The organism is Kitasatospora herbaricolor, from assembly GCF_030813695.1.
GTDB lineage: Bacteria > Actinomycetota > Actinomycetes > Streptomycetales > Streptomycetaceae > Kitasatospora > Kitasatospora herbaricolor.
This window is the reverse complement of sequence record NZ_JAUSVA010000002.1, coordinates 5,342,674-5,359,173: the sequence shown is the minus strand read 5'-3', so window position 1 is coordinate 5,359,173 and position 16,500 is coordinate 5,342,674. Positions and strand designations below refer to the sequence as shown.

Annotated in this window: 15 protein-coding genes; 2 read left to right on the top strand and 13 right to left on the bottom strand. The window is 71.2% G+C overall.

Annotation, left to right across the window (positions count from 1 at the left end; genetic code table 11):
* Window positions 1-12: 12 nt before the first annotated feature.
* Together rarD and J2S46_RS23825 are read right to left on the bottom strand one after the other, a co-directional pair.
* A complete protein-coding gene (rarD, locus tag J2S46_RS23830) occupies window positions 13-990 on the bottom strand; it encodes an EamA family transporter RarD (protein WP_191291074.1) in 978 nt (325 codons plus the stop codon).
* A gap of 109 nt (window positions 991-1,099) precedes the next feature.
* Entirely contained in the window at window positions 1,100-1,954 is an 855-nt protein-coding gene (locus tag J2S46_RS23825; protein ID WP_191291205.1) for an SDR family oxidoreductase, read from the bottom strand.
* A 113-nt stretch (window positions 1,955-2,067) separates the two neighbouring features.
* Between J2S46_RS23825 and J2S46_RS23820 the strand changes: the two genes are divergently transcribed.
* Window positions 2,068-2,460 carry a winged helix-turn-helix transcriptional regulator gene (locus tag J2S46_RS23820; RefSeq protein ID WP_229912873.1) on the top strand — a complete coding sequence of 131 codons (393 nt, stop codon included), beginning with the start codon at window positions 2,068-2,070 and terminating at the stop codon, window positions 2,458-2,460.
* A 49-nt stretch (window positions 2,461-2,509) separates the two neighbouring features.
* On the opposite strand, the gene J2S46_RS23815 is transcribed toward J2S46_RS23820, so the two are convergent.
* Window positions 2,510-3,298 (bottom strand): TetR/AcrR family transcriptional regulator C-terminal domain-containing protein, encoded by a 789-nt coding sequence (locus tag J2S46_RS23815; RefSeq protein ID WP_191291073.1) that lies wholly within the window; start codon window positions 3,296-3,298, stop codon window positions 2,510-2,512.
* An 82-nt stretch (window positions 3,299-3,380) separates the two neighbouring features.
* On the opposite strand from J2S46_RS23815, the gene J2S46_RS23810 reads away from it, so the two are divergent.
* On the top strand, window positions 3,381-4,091 hold the full coding sequence (locus J2S46_RS23810) for a DUF5701 family protein (protein ID WP_229912872.1): 711 nt from the start codon (window positions 3,381-3,383) through the stop codon (window positions 4,089-4,091).
* Between the two features lie 82 nt (window positions 4,092-4,173).
* Here the strand turns inward: J2S46_RS23810 and J2S46_RS23805 are convergent, their stop codons facing one another.
* From J2S46_RS23805 to nuoI, 10 genes are all read right to left on the bottom strand, one after another.
* Entirely contained in the window at window positions 4,174-5,253 is a 1,080-nt protein-coding gene (locus J2S46_RS23805) for a 2-oxoacid:ferredoxin oxidoreductase subunit beta (RefSeq protein WP_307351069.1), read from the bottom strand.
* Window positions 5,246-7,150 carry a 2-oxoacid:acceptor oxidoreductase subunit alpha gene (locus J2S46_RS23800; protein WP_370882326.1) on the bottom strand — a complete coding sequence of 635 codons (1,905 nt, stop codon included), beginning with the start codon at window positions 7,148-7,150 and terminating at the stop codon, window positions 5,246-5,248. Before J2S46_RS23800 ends, J2S46_RS23805 begins: the two co-directional genes overlap by 8 nt.
* 322 nt (window positions 7,151-7,472) lie before the next feature.
* Window positions 7,473-8,135, bottom strand: a complete 663-nt coding sequence (locus tag J2S46_RS23795) for a response regulator transcription factor (protein ID WP_191290714.1) — start codon at window positions 8,133-8,135, stop codon at window positions 7,473-7,475.
* A 124-nt stretch (window positions 8,136-8,259) separates the two neighbouring features.
* Window positions 8,260-9,270, bottom strand: coding sequence for a polyprenyl synthetase family protein (locus J2S46_RS23790; RefSeq protein WP_191290713.1), 1,011 nt, complete (start codon window positions 9,268-9,270; stop codon window positions 8,260-8,262).
* Between the two features lie 218 nt (window positions 9,271-9,488).
* Window positions 9,489-11,120 carry an NADH-quinone oxidoreductase subunit NuoN gene (nuoN, locus tag J2S46_RS23785; RefSeq protein ID WP_191290712.1) on the bottom strand — a complete coding sequence of 544 codons (1,632 nt, stop codon included), beginning with the start codon at window positions 11,118-11,120 and terminating at the stop codon, window positions 9,489-9,491.
* Complete coding sequence (locus tag J2S46_RS23780) at window positions 11,120-12,751, bottom strand: NADH-quinone oxidoreductase subunit M (RefSeq protein ID WP_191290711.1); 1,632 nt, start codon at window positions 12,749-12,751, stop codon at window positions 11,120-11,122. The genes nuoN and J2S46_RS23780 overlap by 1 nt, the downstream gene beginning before the upstream one ends.
* Before the next feature lie 43 nt (window positions 12,752-12,794).
* On the bottom strand, window positions 12,795-14,708 hold the full coding sequence (gene nuoL / locus J2S46_RS23775) for an NADH-quinone oxidoreductase subunit L (RefSeq protein ID WP_191290710.1): 1,914 nt from the start codon (window positions 14,706-14,708) through the stop codon (window positions 12,795-12,797).
* 14 nt (window positions 14,709-14,722) lie between these two features.
* Window positions 14,723-15,022, bottom strand: coding sequence for an NADH-quinone oxidoreductase subunit NuoK (nuoK, locus tag J2S46_RS23770; protein WP_073924119.1), 300 nt, complete (start codon window positions 15,020-15,022; stop codon window positions 14,723-14,725).
* Window positions 15,019-15,912 carry an NADH-quinone oxidoreductase subunit J gene (locus tag J2S46_RS23765; RefSeq protein WP_191290709.1) on the bottom strand — a complete coding sequence of 298 codons (894 nt, stop codon included), beginning with the start codon at window positions 15,910-15,912 and terminating at the stop codon, window positions 15,019-15,021. Before J2S46_RS23765 ends, nuoK begins: the two co-directional genes overlap by 4 nt.
* The gene (gene nuoI / locus J2S46_RS23760; RefSeq protein WP_191290708.1) at window positions 15,909-16,499 is read right to left on the bottom strand and encodes an NADH-quinone oxidoreductase subunit NuoI; all 591 of its coding nucleotides are present in this window, start codon (window positions 16,497-16,499) and stop codon (window positions 15,909-15,911) included. Before nuoI ends, J2S46_RS23765 begins: the two co-directional genes overlap by 4 nt.
* Between the last annotated feature and the right edge of the window lies 1 nt (window position 16,500).

Here is a 16,500-nt window from a genome sequence, read left to right as displayed (position 1 = left end):
CGGCTGCCGCCCTCAGCGGGTGGCGGCCGGGGCGGTGGCCTGGTCCAGGTCGGTGACCGCGACGGGCGGCAGGTCGGTGACCCGGTCCGCGCGCAGCCGGCGCAGCGCGTCCCAGGTCAGCAGCGCGAGGGCGGCCCAGACCAGGGCGAATCCCGCCCAGCGGGCGGGCGCCATGGTCTCGTGGAACACCGCGATGCCGATCAGGAACTGGAACACCGGCGCCAGGTACTGCAGCAGGCCGAGCACGGTCAGCGGCACCCGTACCGCCGCGGCGCCGAAGCAGAGCAGCGGGACGGCGGTGATCAGGCCGCTCAGCACCAGCAGGCCGGAGTGGCCCCACCCGTAGGAGCCGGGGACGGTGTGGCCGAAGGTGCCCTGGCCGCGGGCGGCGAGGTAGACCAGGTAGCCGAGGGCGAAGGGGAACATGAAGGCGCTCTCGACGGCCAGGCTCTCCAGCCCGCTCAGGGCGACCTTCTTCTTCAGCAGCCCGTAGACGGCGAAGGAGAAGGCCAGGGTGAGCGCGATCCACGGCAGCCGGCCGTAGCCGACCGTCAGGACGGCCACCGCGAGGGCGCCGATGCCGACCGCCGCCCACTGGGCCGGGCGCAGCCGCTCGTGCAGCAGCAGCACGCCGAAGGCGATGGTGACCAGCGGGTTGATGAAGTAGCCGAGGCTGGTCTCGACGACGTGCCCGCTGTTGACGCCCCAGATGTAGACGCCCCAGTTGACCGAGACCAGGGCGGCCGCCGCGGCCGACATGGCGAGTCTGCGGGGCTGGCGCAGCAGCGGCCGGATCCAGCCCCAGTGACGTTGCGCCAGCAGCATCAGGACGACGGCCAACAGCGACCAGACCATCCGGTTGACCAGGATGTCGTCGGCGGCGCTGGGCTCCAGCAGGGGCCAGAAGAGTGGGAAGAGACCCCACATCCCGTAGGCGGCGACTCCGAACCAGAGGCCTCGGGTGGCCTCCTGTGGGGATGTCTCTGGCATGACGGCCTGCCCTCCGCGCGCACGGGTGTCGAGCCGACGGTAGCGGGCGGAGGGCAGGATGTCATCTCCGTATTTGGTTTTTGGTCATGACAGCGGACGGCGCCCCCGGTCAGCGGTCCAGCGCGGCCTTCACGGTCTCGGCGAGCGGTGTGGTCGGGCGGCCGATCAGCCGGGCCAGGTCTCCGCCGGAGCGGGCCAGCTCGCCCCGGAGGATCGCGGCGTCGACGTCCACCAGGATCTCGGCGAAGGCCGCCGGCAGGCCGGCGCCGAGCAGCACCTGGAGGTGCTCGTCGGCGGTCACGTTGCGGAAGGCCACCGGGCGGCCGGTCTGCTCGGCCAGCTCCGCCGCGAACTCCTCGACGCTCCAGGCCGTGTCACCGGCCAGCTCGTACACCCGGCCCTCGTGCCCCTCACCGGTGAGCACGGCCACGGCCGCGTCGGCGTAGTCCTGGCGGGCGGCGGAGGCGATCCGGCCCTCGCCGCTGCTGCCGACCGGGCCACCGCGCTCCACGGTGCCCGCCAGGTCGGCGGTGTAGTTGTCGGTGTACCAGCCGTTGCGCAGCAGCACGAAGGGCAGGCCGGAGTCGCGGATCGCGGCCTCGGTGGCCTTGTGCTCGTCGGCGAGCCGGAATCCGGCCTCGTCGCCGCCGAGCACGCCGGTGTACGCGAGCAGCGCGACGCCGGCGGCCTTGGCCGCGGCCACCACCGCGAGGTGCTGCGGGACGCGCCGGCCGACCTCGCTGCCGGAGATCAGCAGCACCTTGTCGCCCTCGTGGAAGGCGGCGGCCAGGGTCTCGGGCCGACTGTAGTCGGCGACCCGGACGTCGACGCCGCGGGCGGCCCAGTCGGCGGCCTTCTCGGGGGAGCGCACCGCGACCGCGATCTCGGTGGCGGGGACCCGGGCCAGCAGGCCCTCGACCACGAGGCGGCCGAGCTGTCCGGTGGCGGCGGTGACGACGATCATGCGGTGCTCCTGGGGTGCGAAGGTCTCGTTGGCTTCGAAACTCACCCTAGGCACTGCACTAACTATTCGAAAGTACGCACTTTGAAGTAGGGTACTGATGTGGAGGTAATGGCATGAAGGTGATCACCGACGTCTCGCCGCTCGACCGGGCACCCGACGTCTACGACCGGATGTGCCCGTCCCGGGGCGTGCTGGAGCACGTCACCAGCCGCTGGGGCGTGCTCGTGCTGGCGGCCCTGAGCGAGCGCGGCTACCGCTTCAGCGAGCTGCGCCGCCGGGTGTCGGGGGTGAGCGAGAAGATGCTCGCCCAGACCCTGCAGACCCTGGAGCGAGACGGCTTCGTGCTCCGCGAGGCCCACCCGGTGATCCCGCCCCGGGTCGACTACAGCCTCACCCCGCTGGGCGAGGAGGCGGCCGCGCTGGTCTCCACCCTGGCGCACTGGTCCGAGCGGCGGGTGCCGGCCGTCGAGCAGGCCCGCGCGCGGTACGACGCCAAGCCCCGCTGACCCCGAGGACGCCGGGCCGCAGGCCTCCGGGGGCCGACCCCGGGCCTGGTCAGGCCTGGTGGGGCTGTTCGGCGCCGGCCCGACCGATCAGCACCGCCAGTCCGTCCAGCACCCGGGCCAGCCCGAACTCGTAGGCGTGCGCCGGGCTGTAGGCCCCGCCGTGGGCCTCCCCGGCCGCCGCGCCGACCCGGGCCGCGACCGGGTAGCGCCGCGGGTCGAAGACCTTGGCGAGCAGTTCGGCGTTGCCCGCCCACCACTGCTCGTCGCTCATCGCACTGTCCTGCTCGGCGGCCCGCCCGTCGGCCGCCATCCGCGCGCAGCTCTGCACGAAGCCCAGCAGGTGGGTCAGCGCGGCGTCCATCTCCACGTCGCCCAGGCCGACCCCGTCCAGGGCGCGCAGCTCGTACTCGTACTTGGCCATCAGCCCGGGCCCGAGCGGCGGCCGGCCGGTGGGCAGCGAGGCCGCCCAGGGGTGCGCCCGGTACAGCGCGCGGTTGTCCGCCGCGACGGCCGACAACCGGGCCCGCCAGCCGTCGTCCGCGGGCGTGGCGCGCGACATCCCGGCGTAGACGGTGTCCAGCATCAGGTCGAGCAGCTCGGCCTTGCCGGGGACGTAGGTGTAGAGCGCCATCGGCGAGAGGTCCAGGGCCTGGGCGACCCGGCGCATGGTGACGGCCTCCACGCCCTCGGCGTCCGCGAGTGCGACGGCCGCCGCCGCGATCTCCCCGGTCGAGCGTGCCTTCCGGGGCCCGCGCCGCCCGGCGGCCGCGGCCGGGTCGCCCCAGAGCAGGGCGAGGGTGCGCGCCGGGTCTCCTGCGCTGCTGCGGTCGGTGGCCATGGGGGAATCCTTCCACGGCAAATCTCCGTACTATGTACACTGTACGGCGTACGGAGATAATCGACCGGGAGGATCCCTCACCTTGACCTCACACCAGTCCCGCTCCGGCACGGCGTCCGACGGCCGCCCGGCAGAGGGCGGCGGGTTCGACCCCGGCGCCGAGTTCGACCGCCAGCTGGCACGGTTGCTCGCCCTCGGCTACCCCGGGCTCGCCGGCCGCACCGAGGCCGCCTTCACCGAGCTGGTCCGGCCCCTGCGGCGGACCGTCCTCGCCCTCGGCCCCGGCATGGCCGCGCCCAGCGAGAGCCGGATGCCGTTCCTGCTGGTGGTCGACCGCACACTGGCGCCGGTGGAGCGGACGGTGCCGCTGACCACGCTGGACGGCAAGGCCAGGGGCGGCGTCGTCGACCGGCACTACCCGGCGGGTGACATCGAGCGGTTCGCCCCGGTCGAGGGCCTCGGCCTGCCCCGCGGGCCGGTCCACCTGCTGCTCGACGCCGACCGCGGCGAGGAGTTCTGCGGCGTCGTCCCCAAGGACGCCATGGCCACCGTGGCCGGGCGCGGCCGCAGCCTGCTGACCATGGAGGAGGGCATCGCCTTCGTCACCCTGCACCCTCGGGCGCTGGCCAGGAACAGGTGCTTCTCGCTGGGCGGCTCGCGCTGCGGCGACCGCCGGGTACCGGCGCTCTGGATCAGCCAGGGCGCGCCGAAGCTCGGCTGGTGCTGGGAGGGGAACCCGCACACCTGGCTCGGCATGGCCTCCGCCGGCGGCCGGGCGGGCGCCGCGTCCTGACCCCGGGGCGGACGACCACCGCACCGCGACCGACGGCGCCCCGCCGGACCAGGCCGGTGGGGCACCGTCGCCGCGCGCCCGCTCAGTCCACCGTCCAGGTGTCGGTGCCGGCGAGGAGGGTGGCCAGGTCGCCGGGGCCCTGCTCGGCGGTGGCGGTGGCCAGTTGTTCGGCCATCAGCACGTCGTAGACCGGCCGCCGGACGCTGCGCAGGACCCCGACGGGGGTGTGGTGGAGGGTGTCGGCGTCGGCGATCCGGGACAGGGCGAAGGCCGTCGAGGGCCCGGGCGCGTGGGCGTCGTGGACCAGCACGGAGGCCTCGTTGTCCGCCGTCACCGGCGCCACCCGCAGCTCGCCCGAGGCCGGGTCACGGAAGACGCCCTGGCCCCGGTCGGCGCCGAAGCGCACCGGCTGTCCGTGCTCCAGGCGGATCAGCGCCTCGTCACGGCTGCCCGGCTCCTTCAGCACCTCGAAGGCCCCGTCGTTGAAGATGTTGCAGTTCTGGTAGATCTCCACCAGCGCGGTGCCCTCGTGCTCGGCGGCCGCCCGCAGCACCGAGGTGAGGTGCTGGCGGTCGGAGTCGATGGTGCGGGCCACGAAGGTCGCCTCGGCGCCGATCGCCAGCGACAGCGGGTTGAAGGGCGCGTCCAGCGAGCCCATCGGCGTCGACTTGGTGATCTTCCCGATCTCGCTGGTCGGCGAGTACTGGCCCTTCGTCAGCCCGTAGATCCGGTTGTTGAACAGCAGGATCTTCAGGTTCACGTTGCGCCGCAGCGCGTGGATCAGGTGGTTGCCGCCGATCGACAGGGCGTCGCCGTCACCGGTCACCACCCACACCGACAGGTCCTGACGGGAGGTCGCCAGCCCCGTCGCGATCGCCGGCGCCCGGCCGTGGATCGAATGCATCCCGTAGGTGTTCATGTAGTACGGGAACCGCGAGGAACAGCCGATCCCCGACACGAACACCGTGTTCTCCCGCCGGATCCCGAGCTCCGGCATGAACGCCTGCACCGCCGCCAGGATCGCGTAGTCCCCGCACCCCGGGCACCACCGCACCTCCTGATCCGTCTTGAAGTCCCGCGCACTCTGCGGACCCTCCGCCTTGGGCACCAGGCTCAGCGACCGCAACCCCTCGGGAAGACCGCCGGTCAGACGCTCAGTCATCGCTCTCATCCCCGTCCAGCGTTCCGATCGCCGCGAACAGCATGTCCGCCAACTGCGCCGCCTTGAAGGGCAGACCACGCACCTGGTTGTACGACTGCGCGTCGACGAGGTACTTGGCGCGGAGCAGGAGGGCGAGCTGGCCGAGGTTCATCTCGGGGACGATCACCCGGTCGTAGCCCTTCAGGACGGCCCCGAGGTTGGCCGGGAAGGGATTGAGGTTGCGCAGGTGCGCCTGCGCCACCCGGCCCCCGTCCGCCCGCACCCGCCGCACCGCCGCCGCGATCGGCCCGTACGTCGAACCCCACCCCAGCACCAGCACCCGCGCATCCCCACCGGGATCGTCCACCACCAACGGCGCCACCTCGACCCCGTCGACCTTCGCCTGCCGGGTACGCACCATCAGATCGTGATTCGCCGGATCGTAGGAAATGCTCCCCGACCCGTCCTGCTTCTCGATCCCACCGATCCGGTGCTCCAACCCCGCCGTCCCCGGCACCGCCCACGGCCGCGCCAACGTCAACGGATCCCGCTTGTACGGCCAGAACACCTCCGACCCGTCCTCCAGCACATGATTGGGCCCCGACGCGAACCCCGGATCGATCACCGGCAACTCCTCCACCTCCGGAATCCGCCACGGCTCCGACCCGTTCGCCAGATACCCGTCCGACAACAGGAACACCGGCGTCCGGTACCGCACCGCGATCCGCACCGCCTCCAACGCCGCGTCGAAACACTCCGCCGGCGTCGCCGGCGCCACCACCGGCACCGGCGCCTCACCATTACGACCGAACATCGCCTGCAACAGATCCGCCTGCTCCGTCTTGGTCGGCAACCCCGTCGACGGACCACCACGCTGAATGTCCACCAACACCAACGGCAACTCCAACGACACCGCCAACCCGATCGCCTCCGACTTCAACGCCACCCCCGGACCCGACGTCGTCGTCACCCCCAACGCCCCACCGAACGACGCCCCCAACGCCGCCCCCACCCCCGCGATCTCGTCCTCCGCCTGAAACGTCCGCACACCGAAACCCTTGTGCCGCGACAACTCATGCAAAATGTCCGACGCCGGCGTGATCGGATACGACCCCAGGAACAACGGCAACCCCGACCGCACCCCCGCCGCCACCAACCCGTACGACAACGCCAGATTCCCCGAAATGTTCCGGTACCGCCCCACCGGCAACGCCGCCGGCGCGATCTCGTACGAAACCGCGAAATCCTCCGTCGTCTCCCCGAAATTCCACCCCGCCCGGAACGCCACCACATTCGCCTCGGCCACCGCAGGACGCTTCGCGAACTTCGACCGCAAAAACGCCTCCGTCCCCTCCGTCGGCCGGTGATACATCCACGACAACAACCCCAGAGCGAACATGTTCTTCGCCCGCTCCGCATCCTTACGCGCCAGACCGCTGTCCCTCAACGCCTCCAACGTCAACGTCGTCAACGGCACCCGATGCAGGTGATACGCCTCCAACGACCCGTCCCCCAACGGATCGACCACCCACCCCACCTTCGCCAACGCCCGCTTCGTGAACTCGTCCGTGTTCACGATCACCTCAGCACCCCGCGGCAGATCCCCCAGATTCGCCTTCAACGCCGCCGGATTCATCGCCACCAACACATCCGGCGCATCACCCGGCGTCAAAATGTCATGATCCGCAAAATGCAACTGAAAACTCGACACACCCGGCAACGTCCCCGCAGGCGCCCGAATCTCCGCCGGAAAATTCGGCAACGTCGACAGATCATTACCGAACGACGCCGTCTCCGACGTGAACCGGTCACCCGTCAGCTGCATCCCGTCACCCGAGTCACCCGCAAAGCGGATGATCACCCGGTCCAATCGTCTGACCGGCTTGGCGCGCCTGGGCTGCACTCCCCCCGGCGGCACCGGACCCGACTGTTCGTCGCGTCCGTCCGAGCCGTCCACTGCCTCCGACTGATCGACCTGGCTGGTCACTGCGGCGGACCTCCTCGTGGGCATCCAGCCGCGGGCGTGAGCCGTGTGCCCCGTCCGCCTGGTGCACCCTTCGCATCTTATGCGCGTGGGTAATCCGTAGGCCGGAACTTCGACGTGCGGCGAAAAACTGCATCACCGATGTCTTCTTTCCACACTCACGTCAACGCCGGGGGTCCGCTCCGCCATACCCCCTGCCCGGAATCCGGTCGGGCCCGCCGCCCGGACCGGCGACGGGCCCCGAGGCGCCGGCCGGTCAGGAGTTCAGATAGGTGAGCACCGCGAGCACCCGGCGGTGGTCCTCGGGGCTCTGCGCCAGCCCCAGCTTGAGGAAGATGTTGCTGACGTGCTTCTCCACCGCGCCGTCCGAGACCACCAGCTGCTTGGCCACCGCCGCGTTGGTCCGGCCCTCGGCCATCAGGCCCAGCACCTCCCGCTCGCGGGGCGTGAGGCCGGCCAGCACGTCGCCCTTGCGGCTGCGGCTGAGCAGCTGCTGCACCACCTCCGGGTCCAGCGCCGTGCCCCCGCCGGCCACCCGGACCACCGCGTCGACGAACTCACGGACCTCGGCGACCCGGTCCTTGAGCAGGTAGCCCACCCCGCGGGTGGAGCCCGCCAGCAGTTCGGAGGCGTACCGCTCCTCGACGTACTGGGAGAGCACCAGCACCCCCACCGACGGGTACAGGCCGCGCAGGGTCACACAGGCCCGGACGCCCTCGTCCGTGTGGGTCGGGGGCATCCGGACGTCGGCGACCACCACGTCCGGCAGGGCGTCGTCCGAGGCCAGGTCGTGGACGGTCTTCAGCAGGGCCTCGCCGTCCCCCACGCCGGCGACGACCTCAAGACCACGGTCGGTGAGCAACCGGGTCAGGCCCTCCCGCAGCAGTACGGAGTCCTCGGCGATGACGACGCGAAGCATGGCGGCCTTCCGGCTGGGCTGGACTGACGGGGTCAGTCTTCCCTATCGGCCCGGACGCCGGGCCCGAACCCGGGACGGCCGTGAGCGGGGCCGTCGCCGGCCCGCCCGCGCGTGCGGCGCGGTCTCACATGGTGCGGATGGCCACCGCGTCGCAGAGCCCCTGCAGGGCGGCCTTGGCCGGGCACTCGGGCAGCGGGTCGAGCAGCGCGCGGGCCTCCTCGGCGTAGCGCAGCGTCTCGCGGCGGGCCCGCTCCAGCGCCGGGTGCTTGCGCAGCAGCCGCAGCGCCTCGGCGTGCAGGTCGTCGTCGGCGAGGTCCAGCTGGAGGAGCTCGCGCAGCCGCGCGTCGGCCGGGTCGTCCTGGTCGGCCGGCATCTGCTGCAGCAGCAGGATCGGCAGCGTCGGGACGCCCTCGCGCAGGTCGGTGCCGGGGGTCTTGCCGGACTCGTGGCCGTCGCTGGCGATGTCGAGCACGTCGTCGGCGAGCTGGAAGGCCATACCCATCCGCTCGCCGTACTGGGTCAGGATGTCGACCACCCACGGCTCGGCCCCCGCCATCAGGGAGCCGAACCGGCAGGAGACGGCGACCAGCGAGCCGGTCTTGCCGGCGAGCACGTCGAGGTAGTGCCGCAGCGGGTCGTCGTCGGGCCCCGGGCCGGCCGTCTCCAGGATCTGGCCGGTCACCAGCCGCTCGAAGGCGTCGGCCTGCAGCCGGACGGCCTCCGGGCCGAGGTCGGCCAGCACCTGGGAGGCGCGGGAGAAGAGGAAGTCGCCGGTGAGGATGGCGACGGAGTTGTCCCAGCGGGAGTTGGCGCTGGGGGCACCGCGCCGGACGGGCGCCTCGTCCATCACGTCGTCGTGGTAGAGCGTCGCGAGGTGGGTCAGCTCGACCACCACGGCGGCCGGCACCACGCCGGGGGCGTACGGGTCGCCGAACTGTGCCGCGAGCATCACCAGCAGCGGACGGAAGCGCTTGCCGCCCGCCTCGATCAGGTGGCTGGCGGTGATGGTGATGAAGGAGACGTCGCTCTTGACGGTCTCGGCGAGGGCGGCTTCCACCGCGTCCATGCCGGTCTGGACGTCGCGGGTCAGATCGCGGTCCTGCACGCTGAGCCCGAAGGGTCCCACGACGGTCACGAAGACCACTCCTGTCCCTGGTCGATCTAGCGGCCTGGTCCCTGAGTGCCGCCGCTGGCCATACAGGCAGGGTATCCGGTCACGAGTGGATCACTGCACGGGCGTGCGGGTCTGTCATGGTCGGGCCGACCGGGCCCGGGCCGGACGGCACGGGCGGGAAGAGCGAGGGGTCCCGGTCCGCGCCGGTCGGCGCGGACCGGACCCCGGCGGCGAAGCCGCTACCTGACGAACGGCGAGACCTTCGACGCGAGGTCCAGGAAGTACTGCGGGAGCAGCCCCAGGCCCAGGGTGACCAGGACGCCGACGCCGATGGCGGTCGCCGTGAACGCGCTGGGCACGGCCACGGTCGGGCCGCCCGGCTGCGGGTCGGAGAAGAACATCAGCACGATCACCCTGATGTAGAAGAACGCCGCCACCGCGGAGCTCAGCACGCCGACGATGACCAGCGGCGTGGCGCCGCCCGCCGCCGCGGCCTGGAAGACCGCGAACTTCCCGGTGAAGCCCGAGGTGAGCGGGATTCCGGCGAAGGCCAGCAGGAACAGCGCGAAGACCGCCGCCAGCAGCGGCGAACGCCGCCCGAGGCCGGCCCAGCTGGAGAGGTGGGTGGCCTCGCCCCGCGAGTCGCGCACCAGCGTGACGACCGCGAAGGCGCCGAGCGTCACGAAGGAGTACGCCAGCAGGTAGAAGAGCACCGCGCCCAGGCCCTGCTTGTTGGTGGCGATCACGCCGGTGAGGATGAAGCCGGCGTGCGCGATCGAGGAGTAGGCGAGCAGCCGCTTCACGTCCTGCTGGGTGACGGCCAGCACCGCGCCGACCACCATGGTGAGGATCGCGACGCCCCACATCACCGGCCGCCAGTCCCAGCGCAGGCCGGGGAAGGCCACGTAGAACAGCCGCATCAGCGCGCCGAAGGCGGCCACCTTGGTCGCCGCCGCCATGAAGCCGGTGACCGGCGTCGGGGCGCCCTGGTAGACGTCCGGGGTCCAGGAGTGGAACGGCACCGCGCCGACCTTGAACAGCAGGCCGACCGAGAGCAGCGCCAGGCCGATCAGCAGCAGCGCGTCGTTCTGCGTGGTGCTGAGCAGCGCCTGGGTGGCCGGCGCCTCGCCCGAGATGACGTCGGCGATGTCGCCGAGCCGGACACTGCCCGCGTAGCCGTACAGCAGGGCGGTGCCGAACAGGAAGAACGCCGAGGCGAACGCGCCCAGCAGGAAGTACTTGACGGCCGCCTCCTGGGAGAGCAGCCGGCGGCGCCGGGCCAGCGCACAGAGCAGGTACAGCGGGAGGGAGAAGACCTCCAGCGCCACGAACATGGTCAGCAGGTCGTTGGCGGCCGGGAACAGCAGCATGCCGCCGACCGCGAACAGGGTGAGCGGGAAGACCTCGGTGCTGGCGAAACCGGCCCGGACGGCGGCGCGCTCCTGCTCGCCGCCGGGGGTGGCCGCGGCCTGCGCGACGAAGGCGTCCACCGGGACGCCGCCCGCCCTGGGCTCCAGCCTGCGCTCCGCGTAGGTGAGCACCGCGACCACCGCGACCAGCAGGATCACGCCCTGCAGGAACAGCGCGGGCCCGTCCAGCGCGACCGCGCCCATCGCCAGCAGGTCGACCTTGGTGCTGCCGTAGCCCTGCGAGGCGAGCACGATCACCGCGGTGAAGGCGCCGGCCAGGCCGAGCAGGGCGATGGTGACCTGCGCCCAGTACCGGGCCCGCCGGGGCAGGAAGGCCTCGGCGAGGATCCCGGCGACGGCGGCGCCGAAGACCACCAGCATCGGGGAGAGCTGCCCGTACTCCACGTGCGGCGCGGGGATGCTCGCGCTGTTGCCGCCGGCGGCGGCGAGCCAATGACTCATCACTTCTGCTCACCTCCTGGGGTGGCGGCCACCGGGTGGGCCGGCGCCGGGTCGGTCTCGTGGACCTGGGAGAGGGTGGCGTCCACCGCCGGGTTGACGATGTCGGTGAGCGGCTTCGGGTAGACGCCCAGCAGGATGGTGAGCGCCACCAGCGGCGCCACCACGGCCAGTTCGCGCACCTTGAGGTCGTGCATGCCGCGCACGGAGTCCTTCACCGGGCCGGTCATGGTGCGCTGGTAGAGCACCAGGACGTACAGCGCGGCCAGCACGATGCCGAAGGTGGCGATGATGCCGATCACCGGGTACCGGGTGAACGTACCGACCAGGACCAGGAACTCGCTCACGAAGGGCGCCAGGCCCGGCAGCGACAGCGTCGCCAGGCCGCCGATCAGGAAGGAGCCGGCCAGCACCGGGGCGACCTTCTGCACGCCGCCGTAGTCGGCGATCAGCCGCGAGCCGCGCCGGGAGATCAGGAAGCCGGCGACCAGCATCAGCGCGGCGGTGGAGATGCCGTGGTTGACCATGTAGAGGGTCGCGCCGCTCTGCCCCTGGCTGGTCATCGCGAAGATGCCCATGATGATGAAGCCGAAGTGCGAGATGGACGCGTAGGCGATCAGCCGCTTGATGTCCTTCTGGCCGACGGCCAGCAGCGCGCCGTACATGATCCCGATCAGCGCGAGGACCAGGATCGCCGGGGCGAAGGTCTTCGAGGCGTCCGGGAAGAGACCGAGGCAGAAGCGGAGCATCGCGAAGGTGCCGACCTTGTCGACGACGGCGGTGATCAGCACGGCCGTTCCGGCGGTCGACTCCCCCATCGCGTTGGGCAGCCAGGTGTGCAGCGGCCACAGCGGGGCCTTCACCGCGAAGGCGAAGAAGAAGCCCAGGAAGAGCGCCTTCTCGGCGGTGGGGTTGACCACCAGCTTGCCGTCGGCGACGGCGCCGGTGAGGGTCGGCAGGTCGAAGGTGGCGAAGCCCTGGTCCTGCGCGATCACGTACAGCCCGATCACCGCGGCCAGCATGACCAGCCCGCCGAGCAGGTTGTAGAGCAGGAACTTCACCGCCGCGTAGCTGCGCTGACGGGCCGACTCGGGGCCGCCCGCCCGGTCGCCGAAGCCGCCGATCAGGAAGTACATCGGGATCAGCATGGCTTCGAAGAAGACGTAGAACACGAAGACGTCGGTGGCCAGGAAGGACACCAGGACCATCGCCTCGACGGCCAGGATCAGCGCGAAGAAGGCCTGGGTGCGGCGGCGTCCCTCGAAGGTGTCGGGGTCGGCCGTGCCGTCCGCGCCGCGCTCCGGGTCGGCGTCGTGCCAGGAGGCGAGCAGCACCACCGGCACGAGCACCGCGGTGAGCAGCACCAGCACGGTGCCGATGCCGTCGGCGCCGAGCGAGAAGGTGATGCCGAAGGACCGGATCCAGCTGTACGACTCGGTGAGCTGGTACCGGGCGCCGCCCGGCTCGAAGCGCACCGCGACGAGGGCGGCCAGGGCCAGCGTGGCCAGCGAGACCACCAGCGCGACGATCTTGGTGACGCGCCGGCGGCCGTCGTCCGTCCCCGCGGGCAGCGCGGCGGTGAGCACCGCGCCGGCCGCCGGGACGGCGCAGGTGGCGGTCAGCAGGTAGCTCATGGCCGGACCTCCTGACGTGTGGGGTAGGGGCGAGTCACGACCATCAGACCGACCTCATCAGGAGAGTGGTGGCGACCAGCACCAGCGTGCCGCCGAACATGGAGAGCGCGTACGAGCGGACGTAGCCGTTCTGGATCCGGCGCAGGCGGCTGGAGACGCCGCCGATGGTGGCGGCCAGGCCGTTCACGAAGCCGTCCAGGCCCCTGCTGTCGAAGTAGACGAGGGCCGCCGCGAGCGCCGAGCCGGGGCGGACCAGGACGGCGTGGTTGAAGTCGTCCTGGAGCAGGTCGCGGCGAGCGGCGCGGGTGAGGGCCGAGCCGACCGGCGGGACGACCGGCACCGGCGAGCGCCCGTACATCAGGTAGGAGAGCGCGACGCCGGCCACCATGCAGAGCGTGGTGATCAGCGTGACGGTCAGCGGGGACAGCGGGGAGTCGCCCTCCGCGTGGCCGGTGACCGGCTCCAGCCAGTGCAGGAAGGAGCTGTTCAGGGTGAACAGGCCGCCGGCGAAGACCGACCCGAAGGCCAGCACGATCATCGGAGCGGTCATGCTCTTCGGCGACTCGTGCGGGTGCGGCTCGTGGCCCTCGGCGTCCGGCTGCCAGCGCTTCTCGCCGAAGAAGGTCAGGAGCATCACCCGGGTCATGTAGAACGCGGTGATCGCGGCGCCGAGCAGCGTGACGCCGCCGAGGATCCAGCCCTCGGTGCCGCCCTTGGCGAAGGCCGCCTCGATGATCTTGTCCTTGGAGAAGAAGCCGGACAGGCCGGGGAACCCGATGATCGCCAGGTAGCCGAGGCCGAAGGTGACGAAGGTGACCGGCATGTACTTGCGCAGGCCGCCGAAGTGCCGCATGTTCACCTCGTCGTTCATGCCGTGCATGACCGATCCGGCGCCGAGGAAGAGCCCGGCCTTGAAGAAGCCGTGGGTGACCAGGTGCATGATCGCGTAGACGTAGCCGATCGGGCCCAGGCCCGCCGCCAGGATCATGTAGCCGATCTGCGACATGGTCGAGCCGGCCAGCGCCTTCTTGATGTCGTCCTTGGCGCAACCGACGATCGCACCGAAGATCAGCGTGACCGCGCCGACCACCACCACCACGGTCTGGGCGTCCGGCGCCAGGTTGAAGATCGAGGCGGACCGGGTGATCAGGTAGACGCCGGCGGTGACCATGGTGGCCGCGTGGATCAGGGCCGAGACCGGGGTCGGGCCCTCCATCGCGTCCCCGAGCCAGGACTGCAGCGGCACCTGGGCCGACTTGCCGCAGGCGGCGAGCAGCAGCATCAGCCCGATCGCGGTCAGCTTGCCCTCGCTCGCCTGGCCGACCGCGCCGGCCGTGCCCTCCGAGCCGAGCAGCGGGCCGAAGGCGAAGCTGCCGAACTCCACGAACATCAGCATGATCGCGATCGACAGGCCCATGTCGCCGACCCGGTTGACCAGGAAGGCCTTCTTGGCGGCCGTCGCGGCACTGGGCTTGTGCTGCCAGAAGCCGATCAGCAGGTACGAGGCGAGGCCCACGCCCTCCCAGCCGACGTACAGCAGCAGGTAGTTGTCCGCCAGCACCAGCAGCAGCATCGCCGCCAGGAAGAGGTTCAGGTAGGCGAAGAACCGGCGCCGGCGCTCGTCGTGCGCCATGTAGCCCACCGAGTACAGGTGGATCAGGGTGCCGACGCCGGTGATCAGCAGGACGAAGGTCATCGAGAGCTGGTCGAGCTGGAACCCCATGTCGGCCTGGAAGCCGTTCACCGGGATCCAGCTGAACAGGTTGACGTCGACCTGCCGTTCGGCGGTCGCTCGGCCCAGCATGGACACGAAGAGCGCCAGGCCGAAGCCGAAGGAGAGCGCGGCGAAGGCCGTGCCCAGCCAGTGGCCGAAGCGGTCGAGCCGGCGCCCGCCGAGCAGCAGCAGGGCGGCGCCCGCCAGCGGAGCCGCCACGAGCAGCGGAATGAGAGAGTTCACCGTGGGCCCTCCGCCTACAGCTTCATCAGGTTGCTGTCATCGACCGAAGCCGAGTGCCTGGTCCGGAAGATGGACACGATGATGGCGAGGCCGACGACGACCTCGGCCGCCGCGACCACCATGGTGAAGAACGCGATGATCTGGCCGTCCAGGTTGCCGTGCAGCCGGGAGAAGGTCACCAGGGCCAGGTTCGAGGCGTTCAGCATCAGCTCGACGCACATGAAGAGCACGATCGCGTTGCGCCGGATCAGCACCCCGCTGGCCCCGATGGTGAACAGCAGGCCGGCCAGGTAGAGGTAGTTGACGGGGTTCACTCCGAACCCTCCTCTGCGGACGGGGACTTCGCGGTCGGTACCTTCTGCAGCGCCCGGCGCTGCTCGGGCGGTGCCACCGGCGGGCGGGCGGAGGAGGGCCGGCCGAGCCAGTCGGCGGTGGTCTCCTCCAGTTCGGCCATCCGCTGCAGCATCTCCTGGCTGACGTCCCGGATCTGGCCCCGCTCGCGCAGGGTCGCCATCACCGAGTCCTCGGCGATCGAGCCGTCCGGCAGCAGGCCGGGGACGTCCACCGCGTTGTGCCGCGCGTACACGCCGGGGGCCGGCATCGGCGGCACCTGGATGTTGTCCTTGACCCGCTGGGCGGCCAGCTCGCGCTGGGTGCTCGGGGGCTTCACGTGCTCGCGGTGGGTCAGCACCATGGCGCCGATCGCGGCGGTGATCAGCAGCGCGCCGGTGACCTCGAAGGCCCAGACGTACTTGGTGAAGATCAGCCGCGCCAGGCCCTGCACATTGCCCTCGGCGTTGGCGTCGGCCAGGCCGGTGAAGTGGTCGAGCTTGGCGTTGGCGATGCCGGCGATCAGCAGCACGCCGAAGCCGAGGCCGCAGAACACGGCGGCGAACCGCTGGCCCTTCAGCTGCTCCTTGAGCGAATCCTCGGAGGTGACGCCGACCAGCATCATCACGAACAGGAAGAGCATCATGATCGCGCCGGTGTAGACGACGATCTGCACGACGCCCAGGAACACCGCACCCTGCGCCATGTAACAGACCGCCAGCGCGATCATCGTGGCGGCCAGGCAGAGCGCGCTGTGCACGGCCTTGCGCATCAGCAGCATGCCGAGCGCGCCGCCGACCGCGATCACGGCGAGGATCCAGAACTGGACCGCCTCACCGGTGGAGGTGGCCCCGGTCAGGGCGAGGGCGTTCACCCGGTCACCTCCTCGTCGAGCTTGCGGCGCGACGCGGGCACCTGGCGCTCCGTACCGGGAGCGGCGGCGGTGATCTCGCCGCGGTAGTACGCGCCCTCGTCGGTGCCGGGGTAGATCGCGTGCGGCGAGTCGACCATGCCCTCGGTGAGCCCGACCAGGAGCTGCTCCTTGGTGAAGATCAGGTCCTTGCGGGAGGAGTCCGCCAGTTCGTACTCGTTGGTCATGGTCAGCGCCCGGGTCGGGCAGGCCTCGATGCAGAGCCCGCAGAGGATGCAGCGGGCGTAGTTGATCTGGTAGACCGCGCCGTAGCGCTCACCGGGCGAGTAGCGCTCCTCGTCGGTGTTGTCGGCGCCCTCGACGTAGATGGCGTCGGCCGGACAGGCCCAGGCGCACAGCTCGCAGCCGACGCACTTCTCCAGGCCGTCAGGGTGCCGGTTGAGCTGGTGACGGCCGTGGAAGCGGGGAGCGGTGGGCTTCTTCTGCTCCGGGTACTGCTCGGTCAGCCGCTTCTTGAACATGGCCTGGAAGGTCACGCCGAAGCCTGCGGCCGGGCCCAGGATCGATGACTTCTCGGTATCGTCCGACATC